Consider the following 17796-nt stretch of genomic DNA (forward strand, 5'->3'; position numbering starts at 1 on the left):
GAAATCCAAGCATAGACAATTAAATGCCTGCGGGTCGCTGACAAAAGTGACGGCATATATATATGTACCGCCATCGCCAACGCCGCCGGTGATTGACTGACGCCTCATTCACAAGCCGTCAGGATTTCACATGCGAGCACTCATACCGGGCCGGGAGGAGGGCCTGTACAAGCATTTCGTCAAACAGAAACTGCACAAGCGGCTGCGTCATTTCAGCCCCGAAAACATCCGGCAACTAGATCGGGCCAGAACCCCCGGAGGTCTGCCCGAAGGGGCGCTGCCCGAGTGGTTCGAAGTGCTGAGCGAGGGGCAACGGCAAATCGTGCGCGACAGTCAGCAACGCAGCCGCGAGTCCAGTCAGAATCTGGCGAAAACCCTCAAGGGGCTCAAGGGTGTCGTCGAATTTGCGCAACCCTTGCTTGAAGACGCGCTGCTTGAAAAGTTTGGCATCAAGGTCGATACGGCCAACACCTGGCTTTACACCGAGCTTTACCGCAACAGGCTCATCACCGATGAAAACCTGCTGCAATTGGCGTTACGAAATTTTGCCGACGAGCAGCCCTTCGCTGAAACAGACATCATCGCGGAACAGGGGGAGAGGGCGCCCATCGTTGATGAAAACGAAGGACTTTATGGCTGGTATTACCCCAAATTCGGCCACTCCCAGTGCTACAGAATCAAGAAGCTGGCGATCAAGCCCAGCGACTTTGCGCTGTTATGCCGTGAGCTGGATATCGGCAAGCACTATCAGCAGCACTTGGCGGCAATATTTGATGCGGCCGACACCGCTGCAACGGTCAAGGCACAGACCATTGAAGCGTGGAAAGACAGCCTGAGGGCCCATGCGCACATTGCTCGCCTGAAGTCGCTGCTGAGCCCGACCGCCTATCTGGCGGTGCTCGGCGTACTTAACGAAGAGCCGGCGACGACGCTGGATGGCGAACCCGTTGTGTTCAGCCAGCTGCATGTACTGGGCTTGCCTGCGAGCGAGATGTTTGTGCTGGGGGCGAATCGACGCAAACAGAAAAAAATTGACCTGAGCTTGAGCAATCCCGGCACCAACCTGTTCAACGTGCTCGCGTACACGGACTCACGGATCATCGTCTGCATACCGGGTGACCCGGTGGCTCCGATCAAGGAATACGCGTCGCTCAAGGCATTCGAAAAGGATTTAGCGTCGCGCCTGCGGGACGACGCCTATCAGCGCGCGTTTTTACGTCTTATCCCGCATGGCGACGCTGGCAGGTTTCTTGGCAGCGTTCAGTCAGCGTTGCAGACGCTGAAATGGAATCCAGACGCACCGCACCGGGAACAAACGCTGTTCGGGCATCTCGACGGAATTTATCAACGGGTTTATCGAGACGACCCGGTGCTGGATCTGGCGGAAAGTTTTTTTGACGAAAACTTGTTCGGCGAGTTGTACAGCCGCCACGAGGCGCGTCTTAAAGAGTCCTCCGCACAGTTGGCGGTGCCGACCGCCACGGTCGACCATGACGCCTGGTATGCGCGGTTGGCGCGCTATGCCGAATGGGGCTTGAACATATTGAACGTCGCAGCGTTTTTTATCCCGGGGCTGGGCGAAGTGATGATGGCCGTGATGGCCGTGCAGTTGACGCTGGACGTGTATCACGGCGTGGAAGCCTGGAGCGTTGGCGACCGTGATCAGGCATGGCGTTATCTCAGCGCTGTCGCAACGAACCTGGCGTTTATGGCTGTTATCGGCGCGGCTGTCAGTAAAGCGCCGAAAATCCTCTCGGCACCGTTAGTCGACGGCATGGTCAAGGTCAAACTGCCGTTTGGTGACGAGCAACTCTGGCGGCCGGGCCTGGCGCCGTACAAAAGCTCGGTTGTACTGCCGTCCACGCTTGAACCCAATCGTCTTGGGCAATATGAGGTAGACGGTAGAACGTTCATTCGCGTGGACGGTGAGGTGTATGAGCAAACCTTTGACGCGACCCTCGGCCGCTGGCGCCTCAAACATCCGAGCAACCCGAATGCCTATCAGCCAGCGCTGCGCTCCAATGGCCAGGGCGCCTGGCGTCACGATTTCGAACGCCCGCTGCAATGGGATCGTACGACGCTGCTCAGACGCATGGGCCACGCAACCGATGGGCTGGATACGGCAACATTGGAGAACATCGCGCGGATCAGTGGGGTCAACGACAGCGTGCTGCGCAAAATGCACGTCGATCACCAATCCATGCCCTCGGTCTTGTCCGATGCCTTGCGCCTGTTTCACGAGGGTGTTCCCGCCGAAACGGCGCTAACGCCTGAAATCAAACAGCTGCAAAGCACCTTCCCGAGCCTGTCGAATGACGCTGCACAAGAGGTGTTGAATGCTGCCACCGCTCGGGAGCGCCGGTTTAACCGACGTAGCGGGCGGCTGCCGGTGAGTCTCCTGCTGAAGGCGCGCACTCGCGCCAGAGTCGGGCGAATGAACCGGGCGCTGGCCGGCATGCAACTGCCAGGCCTGGCGTCCTTCGACAGTCAGCGTCTGGCGTTGCAGGCGTTGGAGAAACAACCAGGCTGGCCGCGATCATTGCGTCTCGAAGTGCGCCAACACGACTGCACCGGCAAGGTGCTTGCGAGTATCGGCAGCGAGTCGGCCGAAGATGTCAAATACGTGGTCACTGACGGCGGTCAACATCATCAACCCGGGCAGTTCCAGGCCTTCGACAGCCAAGGCAATGCGTTAAACAGTGTGCCCCGCCACGGCGACAACTTTTATCAATCGTTGATGCACGCCTTACCGGACAATGCGCGCATCAAGCTCGGCCTGCCAGACGTCTGGCAGAGCGCAGAGTTGCAGAAAACGCTGAGCCAATATGCTCTGGCGCATCGAGCGGAGATGCTCGAAACCTTATTCCCGAATGTTTCCAGCCGACGGTTCAAGTCGCCGTCACGTCTGGCGGACAATCGTACTGGCTACCTCTTGAGCGGCCGTGGTGCGGACGCGATGGTCAACCCCTCGTTGATCTCAAGGGTTCGCGACCTCTATCCGGACTTTTCGGATGACTCGGCGCAGATGATGATCAATCACCTGATGCTGGGTGGAAGTACCGAGACGCAAATTGCGCATTTGCTCAACCTGCGCGCCATGGAGTACGAGACGCTTGCCATTGAACTTGATCAGTGGAGCGCCCAGGATGACGTGTCGTTGGCCCGTCAACAAACGGCGCAAATGGTCAAGGACGCCTGGCGGCTGCGGGGGCTGGTCGACGTCCCGGCCGGGATTCATCTGGAATGGGGTAACGCCGGTTTGTTGCCGGAGCTGACAGCGCATTTCCCTCACGTCAGCAGTCTGCAGTTAAGTGTCGACAGTTTGCTCAGTCAGAGCAGCGAATCGTTGATGCGGCAGTTTCCTAACGTCCGTTCACTTGAGCTTTACGTCTGGAGTCCCCTCCAGTCAGCACGGCTGGCCGAGAAACTCAAGACGCTCCCCGGCATTCGTGAATTGCTGCTGGGTGGCAATCTCGGCAACGAGTTCAGTGAGGCGGCGCAGTCGCTGGTCAATGTCATGCCGCAATTGGAGAGCCTGACGCTGCGCGGAATATCCAGCGAACTGGATGTCATCCAATTGCCCCGGCTGCGGGCATTGAATGTGGCGGGTACCCTCGAACATTGGCCCAAAGGCATTCTGGAATTGCCCGGGCTTGAGCAAGTAAACCTTCGACAAGCCAACATAAAGGCGTTGCCTGCCGAGTTGTTTGCAGGTCACGAAAAACTGTGGCGAGGGCTGGATCTCAACTGGGCGCGGCTCGACGCTGAACAATTCGTCAAAGCTTATGAATACGTCCGAGACAATCCTGCGCATGTGTTGGACAGCGAGCAGATACTCGAACGCTACAGTCGGGATTCATTACAGATAGCGATGGATTGCGGCAGCGATCTTTCCTCCGCCGCGCTCAGGCAACTGAAGGCGCGAGGCCTGTCAGGCCGGGCACTGCTCGAGCACATTAATGCGGTGCGCCGGGATATGCAGGTATTGTCCGGGCAACTGACCGAATGGCAGGAACGCTCGCCCATCGTCAACGGCCGTGCTGTTGATCAGAACGCTCGGCGCAACACGGCCCGACTGATTCGTGAATCCTGGCAAGAGGGGTTGCGCCAACGCGTCGGCATAAGTGAGGAAGTACCTGTCAGTGCTGAACCTCAACCGGGATCTTCAAGCTCGCACACCTTGCCGGTTGTTGCGGCGGATAATGTATTCCTGCTGGACTTGTCGGGGGCGCCACTCGGTGACTTGCCTGATTTATCCGCGTTGACCGCCACGGATTTTTCCCATGTGCTGACACTCAAGTTGTCAGAAGTGGTGGCTCCGGTTGATGCCTTGAATCAATTTCTGCCGCACTTCAGCGAGGTTCTCACGCTGGATCTGAGCCGCAATCAGCTGTTCGATTTGCCCTCGACACTCAAGCAACTGGCAAAGCTGAAAGACCTCGGGCTGCAGCACAATTATCTGACCATCACGCCCTCGCTGCAGGGGCGTTTGAACGGATTGTCAGGGCTGGAAACCCTCGATTTGCGCTACAACCGTGTCGAGTCGCTGAACGTTACGACTTTGCGCGCGCTGAAGCGCTTGCGCCTGGGCCACACCGCGCTCGCCGCTTGGCCCGAGGGCGTGCTGGAGTTGCCTGCGCTGACCCGGCTGGAGCTGAACAACAGCGCAGTCGTGAATGTACCCGAGGCCGTGTTCAGCGGGCACGACCAGCTCCAGGTCGATCTGGGAGGATGTCGACTGACGACCAAGGCCCGACACGATCTGCTGGCCAACAGTCATGAATTTGCGCCAATGGGCATTTCCAGAACTGACTTGCGTGAGGGGTTCACCCTGGGCGGCCCCGCGTTTTTTCCGCCATTGGTCAGCCAGTTTCCGGAGCTGTTGTTGCCGCTGAGAGTGGAGTCTGCAGAGCAGTTGGCGAGAATGACGGCCAAGGCACGCCTGCAAAGGCTTGACCCGGATCTGCGCGACTCCGAGGCGTTGCAGGCGGTTGATGATCTGACACTGAGTCACGGAGCTGGAGCGTTGTTCGCCCGGATGGATGATTGGGACCAGCAGTTTCAGGCGTTGACCGAATCCCTGAATCAATGGATCACTCAGCCGCCGTTTCAGTTGAGGGAAATGAGTCTGCCGCTCTGGGTCAGCGCTGTGGAGCGGCGTAAAGCCGCCGATCAGATACTGGCGTGCTGGCGTCAGAATCTGCGGGGAGTACCTGCGGCGGAACGTGGCAGCGCCGTTTTCACCCTTGATCTGTCCGAGAATCCCTTAGGCGATTTGCCGACGCTGGCAGGGGATTTCTCTCATGTCGGCACGTTGAAACTGAACAAGGTTTTTATTAGCGAGCAGGGCCTGGACGGTTTTCTCGGGGCATTCCAAGGCATCCATACACTGGAGCTGAACGGCAATCTTCTGGCGAACCTGCCCGCGCCTGTTTTTGCGATCCATGATCTCAAGCGCCTGTCGGCGTCGGTAAACCAATTGAGATCGACGCCGCAACTGACAACGCAACTTGCGACGTTGCCTCAATTGCAGTCGCTGAACCTGTCGCACAACTGGCTGGAATCGCTGGACGTCAGGCCACTCACCCAGCTTGAGGCACTCAATCTGCAAACCAATCGACTGGTAGCGTGGCCCGAAGGAGTGCTCGAACTGCCTTCGCTCACAACGCTGAATCTGCGAGACAACATGCTCGAAGCCGTGCCCCCGGCCTTGATGACTGAGCGCTACCGCCGATTGCGTGAAGGCGTGGATTTGTCGAGCAATGACAGTCTGAACGGGCAGAGCCTGATAATGCTGCGCAACGAGATTAATCCCGGTGAGACAATCATGGGCTGGTCTGCGGAGGAGCTCGACGAGGTACTGGACAGCGAGGACACTGAAAGCATTTTCGGCAGTGATACCTCGCCGCTCAGTGATGAAGAGGTGGATGTCGACCATGTCACCGGTGACGAGGCCCGCCGCCGCTGGATCGATCCAGCGTCAAATGACGCCCAAGAACTAACGCGAATCTGGGGCGATTTCGAGCAGCAGCCTGACAGTGCGGCGTTCTTCAATCTGCTCGACCGCATGGAGGGCACCAAGGACTTTGCGCTTGGGCGCACTGACCTCACTCGTCGTGTACATCGGGTGTTGAAAGCCGCTGACAGCGATGAAAGCTTGAGGCGCACGGTGTTTGCGATGGCGCAATCGGCGCAGACCTGTGGTGACGGGCGCATCCTGTTATTCAGCGACATTGAGGTGAAGGTCTTCGAGTTCGAAACCGTCAAATCCACGCCCCTGAATCAGCAGGACAGTGTGCTGTTCAAACTGGGCAGAAAGCTGTTTCGCCTCGGTCGAATTGAAAAAATCGCCAATCGCGACGTGTTGCAACGCCAGGCGCTAGGCGGCAGACCGGATCCGGCGGAAGTCCGGCTGGCTTATCGGATTGGTCTGGGTGACAGGCTGGAACTGCCAGGACAGCCGAAAGACATGCTCTACAGTGGCAACGTCAGCGCCGCCACACTGGACACCGCTTACGCGGAAGTGATTGCAGCCGAGCAGTCGGCTGACTTCATGGAGGATCTGGTCACGCGCGATTACTGGATCGCCCAATTGAAGCGCAAATACCCAGGGCGATTCGCTGCTTTAAAAGAGAAACAGGCGCAAATTCAGGGCGAGTTGGAAGATCGTTATACAGAGATAACCGAGGCGTACCTGACGGAAGTCGGGGCGCTGGAGGTAGAGTTCAAAACCCAGGAAACCGGGTTGTTGCTTGAGCTGACGAACACTGAACGGCAACAGTTCAGCGTGTAAGAGAGGGGCATGAAACCTCGGTAGCCAGACGGTCTACCGAGGTTTTTTTCAAGCTGCGTTGATCAGTTGTCGTAGCCCAGATTCGGCGCCAGCCAACGCTCGGTCACGCTCAGCTCCTGGCCTTTGCGCGAGGTGTAGCTGGCGATCTGATCCTTATCGACTTTGCCCACTGCAAAGTACTGCGCCTGTGGATGCGCGAAGTACCAGCCACTGACCGCTGCCGCCGGGAACATTGCATAGTGCTCGGTGAGGAACACACCGCTGCGACCGGCACGCATTTCTTTGGCTTCCGGGTCGAGCAAGGCAAACAGCGCCGCTTTCTCGGTGTGATCCGGGCAGGCCGGGTAACCCGGGGCAGGGCGGATACCGCTGTATTGCTCTTTGATCAGCGCTTCGTTGTCGAGGGTTTCGTCCTTGGCATAACCCCAGTGCTCTTTACGCACCTGCTGGTGCAGCCATTCGGCGCAAGCCTCGGCCAAACGGTCGGCCAGCGCTTTGACCATGATCGAGTTGTAGTCGTCGCCAGCGTCTTGGTAAGCCTTGGCGACTTCTTCGGCGCCGATGCCGGCGGTGGTAATGAAACCACCGACGTAGTCGGTCACTTCGCTGTCTTTCGGTGCAACGAAGTCGGCCAGCGAGAAGTTCGGTTTGCCGTCGGTCTTGATGATCTGCTGGCGCAAGTGATGCAGTTTGGCCAATGGCTGACCGTCATCGCCGTACAGCTCGATGTCGTCGTCATGCACCTGATTGGCCGGCCAGAAACCGAACACCGCGCGGGCGCTGATCAGCTTCTCGTCGATCAGCTTGGCGAGCATTTCCTGCGCATCCTTGTACAGCGAAGTCGCGGCTTCACCGACCACTTCGTCTTCGAGAATGCGCGGGAATTTGCCGGCCAGATCCCAGGAGATGAAGAACGGCGTCCAGTCGATGTATTCGGCGAGGACTTTCAGGTCGATGTTGTCCAGCACCTTGCTGCCGGTGAAGGTTGGTTTGACGGGCTGATAAGTCGCCCAATCAAACTGCGGCTTCTTGGCGATCGCAGCGGCGTAGCTTAGGCGTTCGGTGCGGGCACTGCGGTTGGCGGTACGTTCGCGCACTTCAACGTATTCGGCGCGGGTTCTTTCGACGAAACCGGCCTTCAGTTCCTTGGACAGCAACTGCGTCGCCACACCCACCGCGCGGGAAGCGTCGGTCACGTAAACCACGGCATCGTTGCTGTACTTCGGCTCGATCTTCACCGCGGTGTGCGCTTTGGAGGTGGTCGCGCCACCGATCATCAGCGGCAGGTGGAAGTCCTGACGCTGCATCTCACGCGCGACGTGGACCATTTCATCCAGCGAAGGGGTGATCAGACCGGAGAGGCCGATGATGTCGCACTTCTGCTCTTTGGCCACCTGCAGAATCTTCTCGGCCGGCACCATCACGCCGAGGTCGACGATGTCGTAGCCGTTGCAACCGAGCACCACGCCAACAATGTTCTTGCCGATGTCGTGCACGTCACCCTTGACGGTGGCCATGAGGATCTTGCCCTTGGCTTCCGGCTTGTCGCCTTTTTCCAGTTCGATGAACGGAATCAAGTGCGCTACGGCCTGCTTCATCACACGGGCGGATTTCACCACTTGCGGGAGGAACATTTTGCCGGCGCCGAACAGGTCGCCGACGATGTTCATGCCGGACATCAGCGGGCCTTCGATCACTTCGATCGGGCGGGCGAACGACTGGCGCGATTCTTCGGTGTCTTCAACGATGTGCGTGGTGATGCCTTTGACCAGCGCATGCTCCAGACGCTTGTTGACCTCCCAACTGCGCCACTCTTCGGTCTCGGCTTCTTTGACGCTACCGTCGCCCTTGTATTTGTCGGCGATGGCGAGGAGGGCGTCAGTGCCGTTTGGCGTGCGGTTGAGCACCACGTCTTCAACGGCGTCGCGCAACTCTTGCGGGATCTGGTCGTAGATCTCCAGCTGACCGGCGTTGACGATGCCCATGGTCAGGCCAGCGCGGATTGCGTAGAGCAGGAACACCGAGTGGATCGCCTCGCGCACCGGGTTGTTGCCCCGGAACGAGAACGACACGTTGGACACGCCGCCCGAGGTCAGCGCGTACGGCAGCTCGTCGCGGATGTAGGCACAAGCATTGATGAAGTCCACAGCGTAGTTGTTGTGTTCTTCGATACCGGTGGCGACGGCGAAGATGTTCGGGTCGAAGATGATGTCTTCCGGCGGGAAGCCGACTTCGTTGACCAGAATGTCGTAAGAGCGTTTGCAGATCTCTTTCTTGCGCGCTTCGGTGTCGGCCTGGCCGGCTTCGTCGAACGCCATCACCACAACGGCGGCGCCGTAGCGCTTGCACAGTTTGGCGTGGTGGATGAACTGCTCGACGCCTTCTTTCATGCTGATCGAGTTGACGATGCCCTTGCCCTGAATGCACTTCAGGCCCGCTTCGATGACTTCCCATTTCGACGAGTCGATCATGATCGGCACGCGCGAGATGTCCGGTTCGCCGGCGATCAGATTGAGGAAGGTCACCATGGCCTTCTTCGAATCGAGCATCCCTTCGTCCATGTTGATGTCGATCACCTGCGCGCCGGCCTCGACCTGTTGCAGGGCGACTTCCAGCGCTTCGGTGTAGTTGTCTTCACGGATCAGCCGGGCGAATTTCGCCGAGCCAGTGATGTTGGTGCGCTCGCCGACGTTGACGAACAGCGAGCTGCGATCGATGGTGAACGGCTCCAGACCCGAGAGGCGGCAAGCCTTGGGGATGTCCGGAATCTGCCGCGGCGCGTAACCGGCGACGGCTTTGGCGATGGCTTCGATGTGCCCCGGCGTGGTGCCGCAGCAACCGCCGACAATATTGAGGAAGCCGCTCTGGGCGAATTCTTCGATGACCTTGGCGGTTTCCGACGGCAGTTCGTCGTACTCGCCGAATTCGTTCGGCAGGCCGGCGTTCGGGTGCGCGGACACGTGGGTGCTGGCCTTGTTCGACAGCTCTTCCAGGTACGGACGCAATTCACTGGCGCCGAGTGCGCAGTTGAGGCCGACGGAAATCGGCTTGGCGTGCGCTACCGAGTTCCAGAACGCTTCGGTGGTCTGGCCCGACAGGGTGCGGCCAGACGCATCGGTGATGGTTCCGGAAATCATGATCGGCAGTTCGAGGTGCAGCTCTTCGAACACGCCTTGCACGGCGAAGATCGCCGCTTTGGCGTTGAGGGTGTCGAAAATGGTTTCGATCAGGATCAGGTCGGCGCCGCCCTCGATCAGACCTTTGGTGGCTTCGGTGTAGTTCTCCACCAGTTCATCAAAGGTGACGTTGCGATAGCCCGGGTTGTTGACGTCTGGCGACAGCGAGCAGGTGCGGCTGGTCGGGCCGAGTACGCCGGCAACGAAGCGTGGCTTGTCCGGGTTCTCAGCGGTCTTGGCATCGGCGACCTTGCGCGCCAGGCGAGCGCCTTCTACGTTTAACTCGTACGCCAGTTCTTCCATGCCGTAGTCGGCCATGGAAATGCGCGTGGCGTTGAAGGTGTTGGTTTCGAGGATGTCGGCGCCGGCATCCAGATAGGCTTTCTCGATGCCGCCGATCACGTCGGGACGGGTGATGACCAACAGGTCGTTGTTGCCCTTGACGTCACTCGGCCAGTCAGCGAAGCGTTTGCCGCGATAATCCTGCTCTTCGAGCTTGTAGCTCTGGATCATCGTGCCCATACCGCCGTCGAGTATCAGGATGCGCTCTTTGAGAGCCTGCTTGAGAGCTTGAAGACGGACGCTGCGATCGGACATTTGGACTACTCGGAAAGACCATTACGAAGGAGCGGGATCATAACAAACCTGTGCGGTTTTGGAGCATGTGGCGCTTTTGCATGAATATCGCTCATGTTGGTACGGACGTCATAATGTAGAATCGCGGCGTTTTTTATAAAATCGGGATCAGCAGCATGTCTTACCGCGTCATGGGTTTTGTGTTGCTGTTTCTCAGCTGGGGCGCCGTGGCGCAAGAGCCAGCGGCTGCACCGGCCATTTCTCCTTCGATTTCCCCTTCTATTTCCTACACCCGCGATATCCAGCCGATCTTCACCGAGAAATGCGTGGCCTGCCATGCGTGCTACGACTCCGCCTGCCAGCTCAATCTCGGCAGTGGCGAGGGCGCAGCCCGTGGTGCGAGCAAAATGCCGGTGTATGACGGCGAGCGCACTGTCGCGGCGCCGACCACTCGCTTGTTTTACGACGCCTTCGGCAAGCGCGCCTGGCAGCAAAAGGACTTCTATTCGGTACTCGACGCCCAAGGCAGCCAAGCAGCGTTGATGGCGCGGATGCTGGAACTGGGGCACACGACGCCGCTGACGCCTAACGCGAAACTTCCCGAAGACATCGTCTTGGGTCTGAATCGGGCAAACCAGTGCGCCATGCCCGCCGAATTCGAGGGTTACGCCGGGGCGCACCCGAAAGAGGGCATGCCGCTGGCAGTCACTGGCCTGACCGATCAGCAATACCAGACCTTGCAACGCTGGCTCGCCTCCGGTGCACCGATCGACGAACAAGGCCTGGCGCCGAGCGCTAAAGAATCCCTGCAAATCGTCCAGTGGGAAAATCTGCTCAACAGCCCTGGTGCCCGCGAAAGCCTGGTCGGCCGTTGGTTGTACGAGCATCTGTTCCTCGCGCACCTTTATTTCAAGGACGGCGAGCCTGGGCATTTCTTCCAGTGGGTGCGCTCGCGCACACCGACTGGCCAGCCAATTGACCTGATCGCCACCCGTCGCCCGAACGACGACCCCGGTACGCAGGTGTATTACCGCTTGTGGCCGGTGCAAGGGGTGATCGTGCACAAGACCCACATCACCTATCCGCTGAGCGCGGCGAAGATGGCGCGGGTCAAGAGTCTGTTCTACAGCGGCAACTGGCAGGTCAATGCCTTGCCGGGCTACGGCCCGCAGAGCCGCGCCAACCCGTTCGCCACGTTTGAGGCGATTCCGGCGCAGGCGCGTTATCAGTTCATGCTCGATAACGCCGAATACTTTGTCCGCACGTTTATTCGCGGGCCGGTGTGCCGCGGGCAGATCGCCACCGACGTGATCCGCGACAACTTCTGGGCGCTGTTCCAGGCGCCGGAACACGACCTGTACATCACCGACCCGAACTATCGCGGCCAGGCCACGCCATTGCTGGCGATGCCGGGGCAGAACGACGATGTCGGCAGCGTCCTGAGCCTGTGGCACAACTATCGCGACAAACGTAATGAATACGAGGCGTTGCGTCGCGACAGTTATGCCGAAGTCCCTGCGCCAAGTTGGTCGACGCTGTGGGCCGGCAACGACAACGCGCTGCTGAGCATTTTCCGCCACTTCGACAGTGCTTCGGTGACCAAGGGCTTGATCGGCGAAGTGCCGCAGACGATGTGGTTGTTCGACTATCCGCTGCTTGAACGCACCTATTACCAGTTGGCGGTCAACTTCGACGTGTTCGGCAACGTCTCCCACCAGGCGCAGACTCGCCTGTATTTCGACCTGATTCGCAACGGCGCCGAGCAGAACTTCCTGCGCCTGATGCCGGCCGATTCGCGCGAGGACTATCTGGACGATTGGTACCAGAACAGCGGCCAGTTCAAGATGTGGCTCGATTACGAAGCCATTGATGACGACAAGCCGACCGCGCTGAAACTCAACGAGAAAGACCCGAAATACGACTTCGCCATGCAGTTGCTGGCGCGTTACGGCGACTTGAATGCGCGCCCCGACCCGATCAACCGCTGCGACGGCGCTTATTGCTCGCGGCCGAACATCGAGCCAGCGCTGCAAAATGCCGAACAGGCGTTGAGCCGCCTGACCTCACGCCCGGCCGCCGGTTTGAAGGTGATTGATCAGTTGCCGGAAGCAACGATGCTGCGCGTTGAAACCGCCAGCGGCAAACGCGAGGTGTACAGCCTGTTGCGCAACCGCGCGCACAGCAACGTGGCGTTTTTGCTCGGTGAGTCGCTGCGCTATCAGCCCGGATTGGACACGCTGACTGTTTATCCGGGGGTGCTCAGCAGCTACCCGAATTTCATCTTCAACGTTCCGGCGCAGCAGGTGCCGGACTTCGTTGACGCGATGGAGAATGCCAAGGACGCCAACCGGTTCGAGAAAATCGTCGAACGTTGGGGCATCCGCCGCAGTCACCCGCAGTTCTGGTTCTATTTCCACGACCTGAGCCAGTACCTGCACGAAACCGACCCGGTGGAAGAGGGCGTGCTGGACATGAACCGCTACGAGAATCTTTGATCTTTTGCGGCCGACCCGCTGTCCCACCCATAAGCAACACCGCAAAACCCCTGTAGGAGCTGTGTAGGGGCTGTGTAGGAGCTGTCGAGTGCAACGAGGCTGCGATCTTTTGACCTTGAAAATCAAAATCAAAAGATCGCAGCGTGCCGCAGCTCCTACATGAATTCAGCGCCATATCGAAGTATTCGGATGACGTTGGGGCGGTGCTGGATTTGAGGGTGTGGACGGGAGCGGGCGATGTTGATTTCAGTGCAGGCCCTGCGTGCGTTTGCCGCGTGGACGGTGGTCTGCCATCACTTCATGCAGATTTTTTTCAATTTCGAAGCACGCGGGCCGATCGGCCAGTTGTTCATCGACAAAGGCGCGGTGGGCGTTGATATCTTCTTCGTCATCAGCGGTCTGGTGATTTTCCTCTCCACCGAGAACAAACCGCTGCCGCCCGCGCGCTTTCTGCTGTACCGATTGTTCCGTATCGTCCCGGCGTATTGGCTGTACACCGTGCTGATGGCGTTACTGGTGGTGTTTGCCCAGCCGCTATTGCCCGATCAAACGGTGGACTGGAACCATCTGCTGCTGTCCTTGCTGTTTATCCCGACTGAAAACCCCGGCGGCTACGGCATTTACCCGACGTTGAATGTCGGCTGGACGCTGAATTACGAAATGCTCTTCTACGTGCTGTTCGCCTGGGCGCTGCTGTTTCGCTTGCAGGTGCGCCTGCTGGTGGTCGCGGCGCTGCTGTTTGCGGTGAGTCAGGCGTGGACGGGGTTTGGCTGGATCAGCGAATTTTATCGTTCGGACATCGTCTACGAGTTTTTGCTGGGGATCGGCATCGGCATGCTCCATCGTCGGGGCTGGATTGGCGCCGGTCTATGGCTGCCGCTGGCCGGCATCGTCGCGGCATTGTTGGCGATTTATCACCTGGCGCCAGCGCCTCGCCTGCTCAATTGGGGCGTGCCGAGTGCGGTGCTGGTGATGGCGTGCATGGCGCTGGAGCGTTACGTGGAACGCAGTCGGTTGCTGAAATTGCTGGGTGACTGCTCGTATTCGGTGTATTTGATGCACGTGCTGGTGCTGTCGGCGGGCGGTTTTATCGCGCGGCGCTATGGGATCAACCCGTATCTTATGTTTGTCGTCTGTGTGCTGGCGATTGGCGCCGGCTCGTGGTTGAGCTACGAATGGGTGGAAAAACGCAGCTATCGTTGGCTCAAGGCACGCATCGACGGCGAGTCGGACGAGAATCTTTCCCGACAAAAATACTAGGACTTTGTCCGGCGCAACGATTGGCGTAAACTGCGCCCAAGCCTGCGAGGAGTTTCCATGACCGCTATTACCATTACCGACGCCGCCCACGATTACCTGGCCGATCTGCTCTCCAAGCAGAACACCCCGGGCATCGGCATCCGCGTCTTCATCACCCAGCCTGGCACCCAGTACGCCGAAACCTGCATTGCCTACTGCAAGCCGGGCGAAGAAAAACCTGAAGACACCGCGCTGGGGCTGAAAAGCTTCACCGCCTATATCGATCACTTCAGCGAAGCGTTTCTCGATGATGCCGTTGTTGATTACGCCACCGACCGCATGGGCGGCCAACTGACCATCAAGGCGCCAAACGCCAAAGTACCGATGGTCAACGCTGACAGCCCGGTCAACGAGCGCATCAACTATTACCTGCAAACCGAAATCAACCCGGGGCTGGCCAGCCACGGCGGTCAGGTCAGCCTGATCGATGTGGTTGAAGACGGCATCGCCGTTCTGCAATTCGGCGGCGGCTGCCAAGGCTGCGGCCAGGCGGACGTGACCCTGAAGGAAGGCATTGAGCGCACTTTGCTTGAGCGCATTCCTGAGCTGAAGGGCGTTCGTGACGTGACCGACCATACGCAGAAAGAAAACGCCTACTACTAAGGTGTTCGCTGCGGACATGAAAAACGGCGCTGTGGCGAGGGGATTTATCCCCGATGAACTGCGCAGCAGTTCCAATTCAGGCAATGCATTTTCCCGTGATGAATGCATTGTCTGAAGCCACAGAATCAAAAGATCGCAGCCTTCGGCAGCTCCTACATTGGAATGTGTTTCCCTGTAGGAGCTGCCGAAGGCTGCGATCTTTTGCTTTCAGGGTCTGTAAAGGTGTGCATGCCCCGCGCGGTACAGCGATGACTCGCTGAACACTTCACTGCCCAACACCCGCCCGACCAGTATCAACGCCGTACGCCGAAAGCCTTTCTCTTGAACCTTTCCGGCAATATCCGCCAGCGTTCCGACCACCCAATCCTGATCCGGCCACGTCGCCCGGTGAATCACCGCAATCGGGCAATCGGCGCCGTAATGCGGCAATAGCTCGGCCAGAATCTTGTCCAGGTGATTAACGCCCAAATGAATCGCCATGGTCGTACCGTGCTGCGCCAGACTGCCGAGTTCTTCACCCGCGGGCATCGCGGTTTTATCGGCATAGCGGGTCAGAATCACGCTTTGTGAAATGTCCGGCAGCGTGAGTTCCGCACCCAGCAATGCCGCACACGCCGCCGTCGCCGTCACGCCGGGAATAATCTCGAACGGAATATTCAGTTCGCGCAAATAGCGAATCTGCTCACCAATCGCGCCATACAGACTCGGATCGCCGGAATGCACTCGCGCTACATCCTGATCCTTCGCGTGCGCGTTTTTGATCAGTTCGATGATCTGTTCCAGATGCAATTCGGCGCTGTTGACCACCGTTTCAGCCTGATGACCTTCAAGCACCGCCGTCGGCACCAGCGAGCCTGCATAAATGATCACCGGGCAACTGCGGATCAGCCGCTGGCCTTTGACGGTGATCAGTTCCGGGTCGCCGGGGCCGGCGCCGATGAAGTAGACGGTCATCGTAGAATCCTGTGAAAAAGAGGCGCAGCAATGGCTTCAGATGAAGATTGCTCATGATCGATGGCGGGGATTATCGGGTTTTTACGCAGCGCCGGCCAATGCGAAGGTGGCCTGGGCGTATTTTTGCCGGGAAATCAGCAGTTTTGCCGGTGCCTGAATCAACTGTTCGGCGAGGGCCAGCGCAGCACTTTCGGCAACGCCGTAGCAACCGGTGCGTTCGTAAGCGATCTCGGAACGATGGCTGAGTCGCTCTTGGTAACTGGCCAATTCCTCGCTGCTGAAGTACAGCAATGGCAACGCCAGTTGTGCGGCGAGTTCCTGTAAACCGGGTTCATCGCGTTTCAGGTCGATACTGGCCAGAGCCTTGACCGCGTGAAGCTCGATGCGATGTGCCTGTAACGCCTGATCGAGTAACGCGCGCAGCGTGCTGGCAGGGCAGCCGCGCTGGCAGCCCAGGCCGACCACAAAGGTCGGCGCTGCGCTGTCATTTGTCATGCGTCAGCGCTTTTGCGGCGGAACAACCAGGCACTGATCAGGCCCAGGGCCAGCCAGAACACCACGTTGGTCAGCTGCGAAGCGATTTTGAACTGCGCTTCCAATGCTTCAGGGGCGAGCATCGAATGCACTTGCGGCTGTGGGGCGCCGATCACGTGCGGCACGGCGAGAATCGCCACACCGAGGACTTTCATCAGCCAGTGACGGCTGAACGCGATCAATGACAGGCCGACGGCAGTCGACGCGGCAGTGCCGATCCACCACATCTGTCGCGAAGCGAGATCAGCGGCCGCGGTGCCCGGCAGTTCTGGCGGCAGGCCCAAGGTCGGCGCGAGGACGAACGTGGCGTAACCGGCCAAGCCCCAGAGCAGGCCCTGCGAGGTTTTGGTCGGTGCGCGCAGGGTGTAAAGGCCGGCGAGCATCAGGGCGAAACCGACGGCTACCACCAGATTGCCGCCCGTGGTCGAGACCACGCGCTGCCAGCCGTCTTCCGGCTCCCAGGCTTCGGCGTCGTGGGTGTGGCCGGCCATGGCGCCTTCGGCGTGTTCATGCACGGCGACGGGTTCGGCTTTCTCGAAAGTTTCCGCTTGAAGAATCAGCGGCGAAACCCAGAAGCTTTGCAGCAGGGTGAGGAGCAGGGCGGCCAGAAGACCGGTGAAACCTGCGGTTTGCGCAATACGCTTGATCATGTCGGCAGGTCTCAGTGGCACGGGAACGCGGCGCTGTGGCGGGTATCGTGGGCGGCGTTGTGTACCGCTTCGATGTGCGAGAAGCCGGCGAAGTAGACCAGGCTGGCGCCAAGGATCGACGCGAAGATCGCGGCGCTCAGGCGTTGGCTCAGTGTGGCGCTGCTGGTGATTTTGTCCGTGTTGCTGCCGGTGCTGCTGATGATCGACATGGCGCTTCCCTCTGGAGTGTCAGCGGGTGAATCGAGCGCATGAAAACCCCTGCGGGTCGGGCTAGCAGAGGTTCGAACAGCGCCCGCCCACCGCGGGTTTGTTATGTTCAGCGACGCACGAGGTGCGAGCTGTGTGTTGCGGGCCGGTCTCCGGGCTCACGAGGGGTTGGCGTCAGGCCGACCTGCAAGCGTCTCCTTCCCATGCCGTACGGGCACAGTGGTTTTGACGCTTCGCTCGCTTACCGTTGCGGGGGCAGCACCGGACTGACATGGGCTTGAGTAAAGCACATGATTCACCGGTTTCCCGTTTCACCCTGTGAAGGGCACCCGTAACAAGTTGTGTAGGAGAGCATGGGGTTGGGTTTTTAGTCAATTTTTTGGGGTGGATCCGTTGCTGCGGTAACGGCGTCTTAGGGTTCCGCCCTTACGGCGGGTCACCTTTTCCAAACGCCGAAAAGGTAACCCAAAAGGCTTGCTCCTACGTGCGGCCCGCTCGCTGGGGCTCGG

9 protein-coding genes and 1 riboswitch are annotated in these 17796 nt (G+C 59.1%); of the genes, 4 read left to right on the top strand and 5 right to left on the bottom strand.

Annotated elements, in window-relative coordinates; translation table 11 throughout:
* Nucleotides 1–130 precede the first annotated feature (130 nt).
* The gene (locus PMI37_RS10075) at nucleotides 131–6793 is read left to right on the top strand and encodes an NEL-type E3 ubiquitin ligase domain-containing protein (protein ID WP_008080468.1); all 6663 of its coding nucleotides are present in this window, start codon (nucleotides 131–133) and stop codon (nucleotides 6791–6793) included.
* A gap of 62 nt (nucleotides 6794–6855) precedes the next feature.
* Here the strand turns inward: PMI37_RS10075 and metH are convergent, their stop codons facing one another.
* On the bottom strand, nucleotides 6856–10566 hold the full coding sequence (metH, locus tag PMI37_RS10080) for a methionine synthase (RefSeq protein WP_008080469.1): 3711 nt from the start codon (nucleotides 10564–10566) through the stop codon (nucleotides 6856–6858).
* A 155-nt stretch (nucleotides 10567–10721) separates the two neighbouring features.
* On the opposite strand from metH, the gene PMI37_RS10085 reads away from it, so the two are divergent.
* The 3 genes from PMI37_RS10085 (at nucleotide 10722) to nfuA (ending at nucleotide 14942) form a co-directional block, all read left to right on the top strand.
* Nucleotides 10722–13040, top strand: a complete 2319-nt coding sequence (locus PMI37_RS10085; RefSeq protein ID WP_008080470.1) for a fatty acid cis/trans isomerase — start codon at nucleotides 10722–10724, stop codon at nucleotides 13038–13040.
* 237 nt (nucleotides 13041–13277) lie between these two features.
* A complete protein-coding gene (locus tag PMI37_RS10090) occupies nucleotides 13278–14300 on the top strand; it encodes an acyltransferase family protein (RefSeq protein WP_008080471.1) in 1023 nt (340 codons plus the stop codon).
* A 57-nt stretch (nucleotides 14301–14357) separates the two neighbouring features.
* Complete coding sequence (nfuA, locus tag PMI37_RS10095; RefSeq protein WP_007912592.1) at nucleotides 14358–14942, top strand: Fe-S biogenesis protein NfuA; 585 nt, start codon at nucleotides 14358–14360, stop codon at nucleotides 14940–14942.
* 207 nt (nucleotides 14943–15149) lie between these two features.
* Here nfuA and cobM read toward each other — a convergent pair whose 3' ends face one another.
* The 4 genes from cobM to PMI37_RS10115 all read right to left on the bottom strand — a co-directional run bounded on the left by cobM (nucleotide 15150) and on the right by PMI37_RS10115 (nucleotide 17289).
* Entirely contained in the window at nucleotides 15150–15896 is a 747-nt protein-coding gene (cobM, locus tag PMI37_RS10100) for a precorrin-4 C(11)-methyltransferase (RefSeq protein ID WP_008080472.1), read from the bottom strand.
* 81 nt (nucleotides 15897–15977) lie between these two features.
* Entirely contained in the window at nucleotides 15978–16391 is a 414-nt protein-coding gene (locus PMI37_RS10105) for a cobalamin biosynthesis protein (protein WP_008080473.1), read from the bottom strand.
* On the bottom strand, nucleotides 16388–17080 hold the full coding sequence (locus tag PMI37_RS10110) for a CbtA family protein (RefSeq protein ID WP_008080474.1): 693 nt from the start codon (nucleotides 17078–17080) through the stop codon (nucleotides 16388–16390). Before PMI37_RS10110 ends, PMI37_RS10105 begins: the two co-directional genes overlap by 4 nt.
* A gap of 11 nt (nucleotides 17081–17091) precedes the next feature.
* Nucleotides 17092–17289, bottom strand: a complete 198-nt coding sequence (locus PMI37_RS10115) for a CbtB domain-containing protein (protein WP_008080475.1) — start codon at nucleotides 17287–17289, stop codon at nucleotides 17092–17094.
* Nucleotides 17290–17413: 124 nt separating this feature from the next.
* A riboswitch (cobalamin riboswitch) is annotated at nucleotides 17414–17635 on the bottom strand.
* Nucleotides 17636–17796 lie beyond the last annotated feature (161 nt).

The organism is Pseudomonas sp. GM80, assembly GCF_000282515.1.
In the GTDB taxonomy this organism is placed as follows: domain Bacteria; phylum Pseudomonadota; class Gammaproteobacteria; order Pseudomonadales; family Pseudomonadaceae; genus Aquipseudomonas.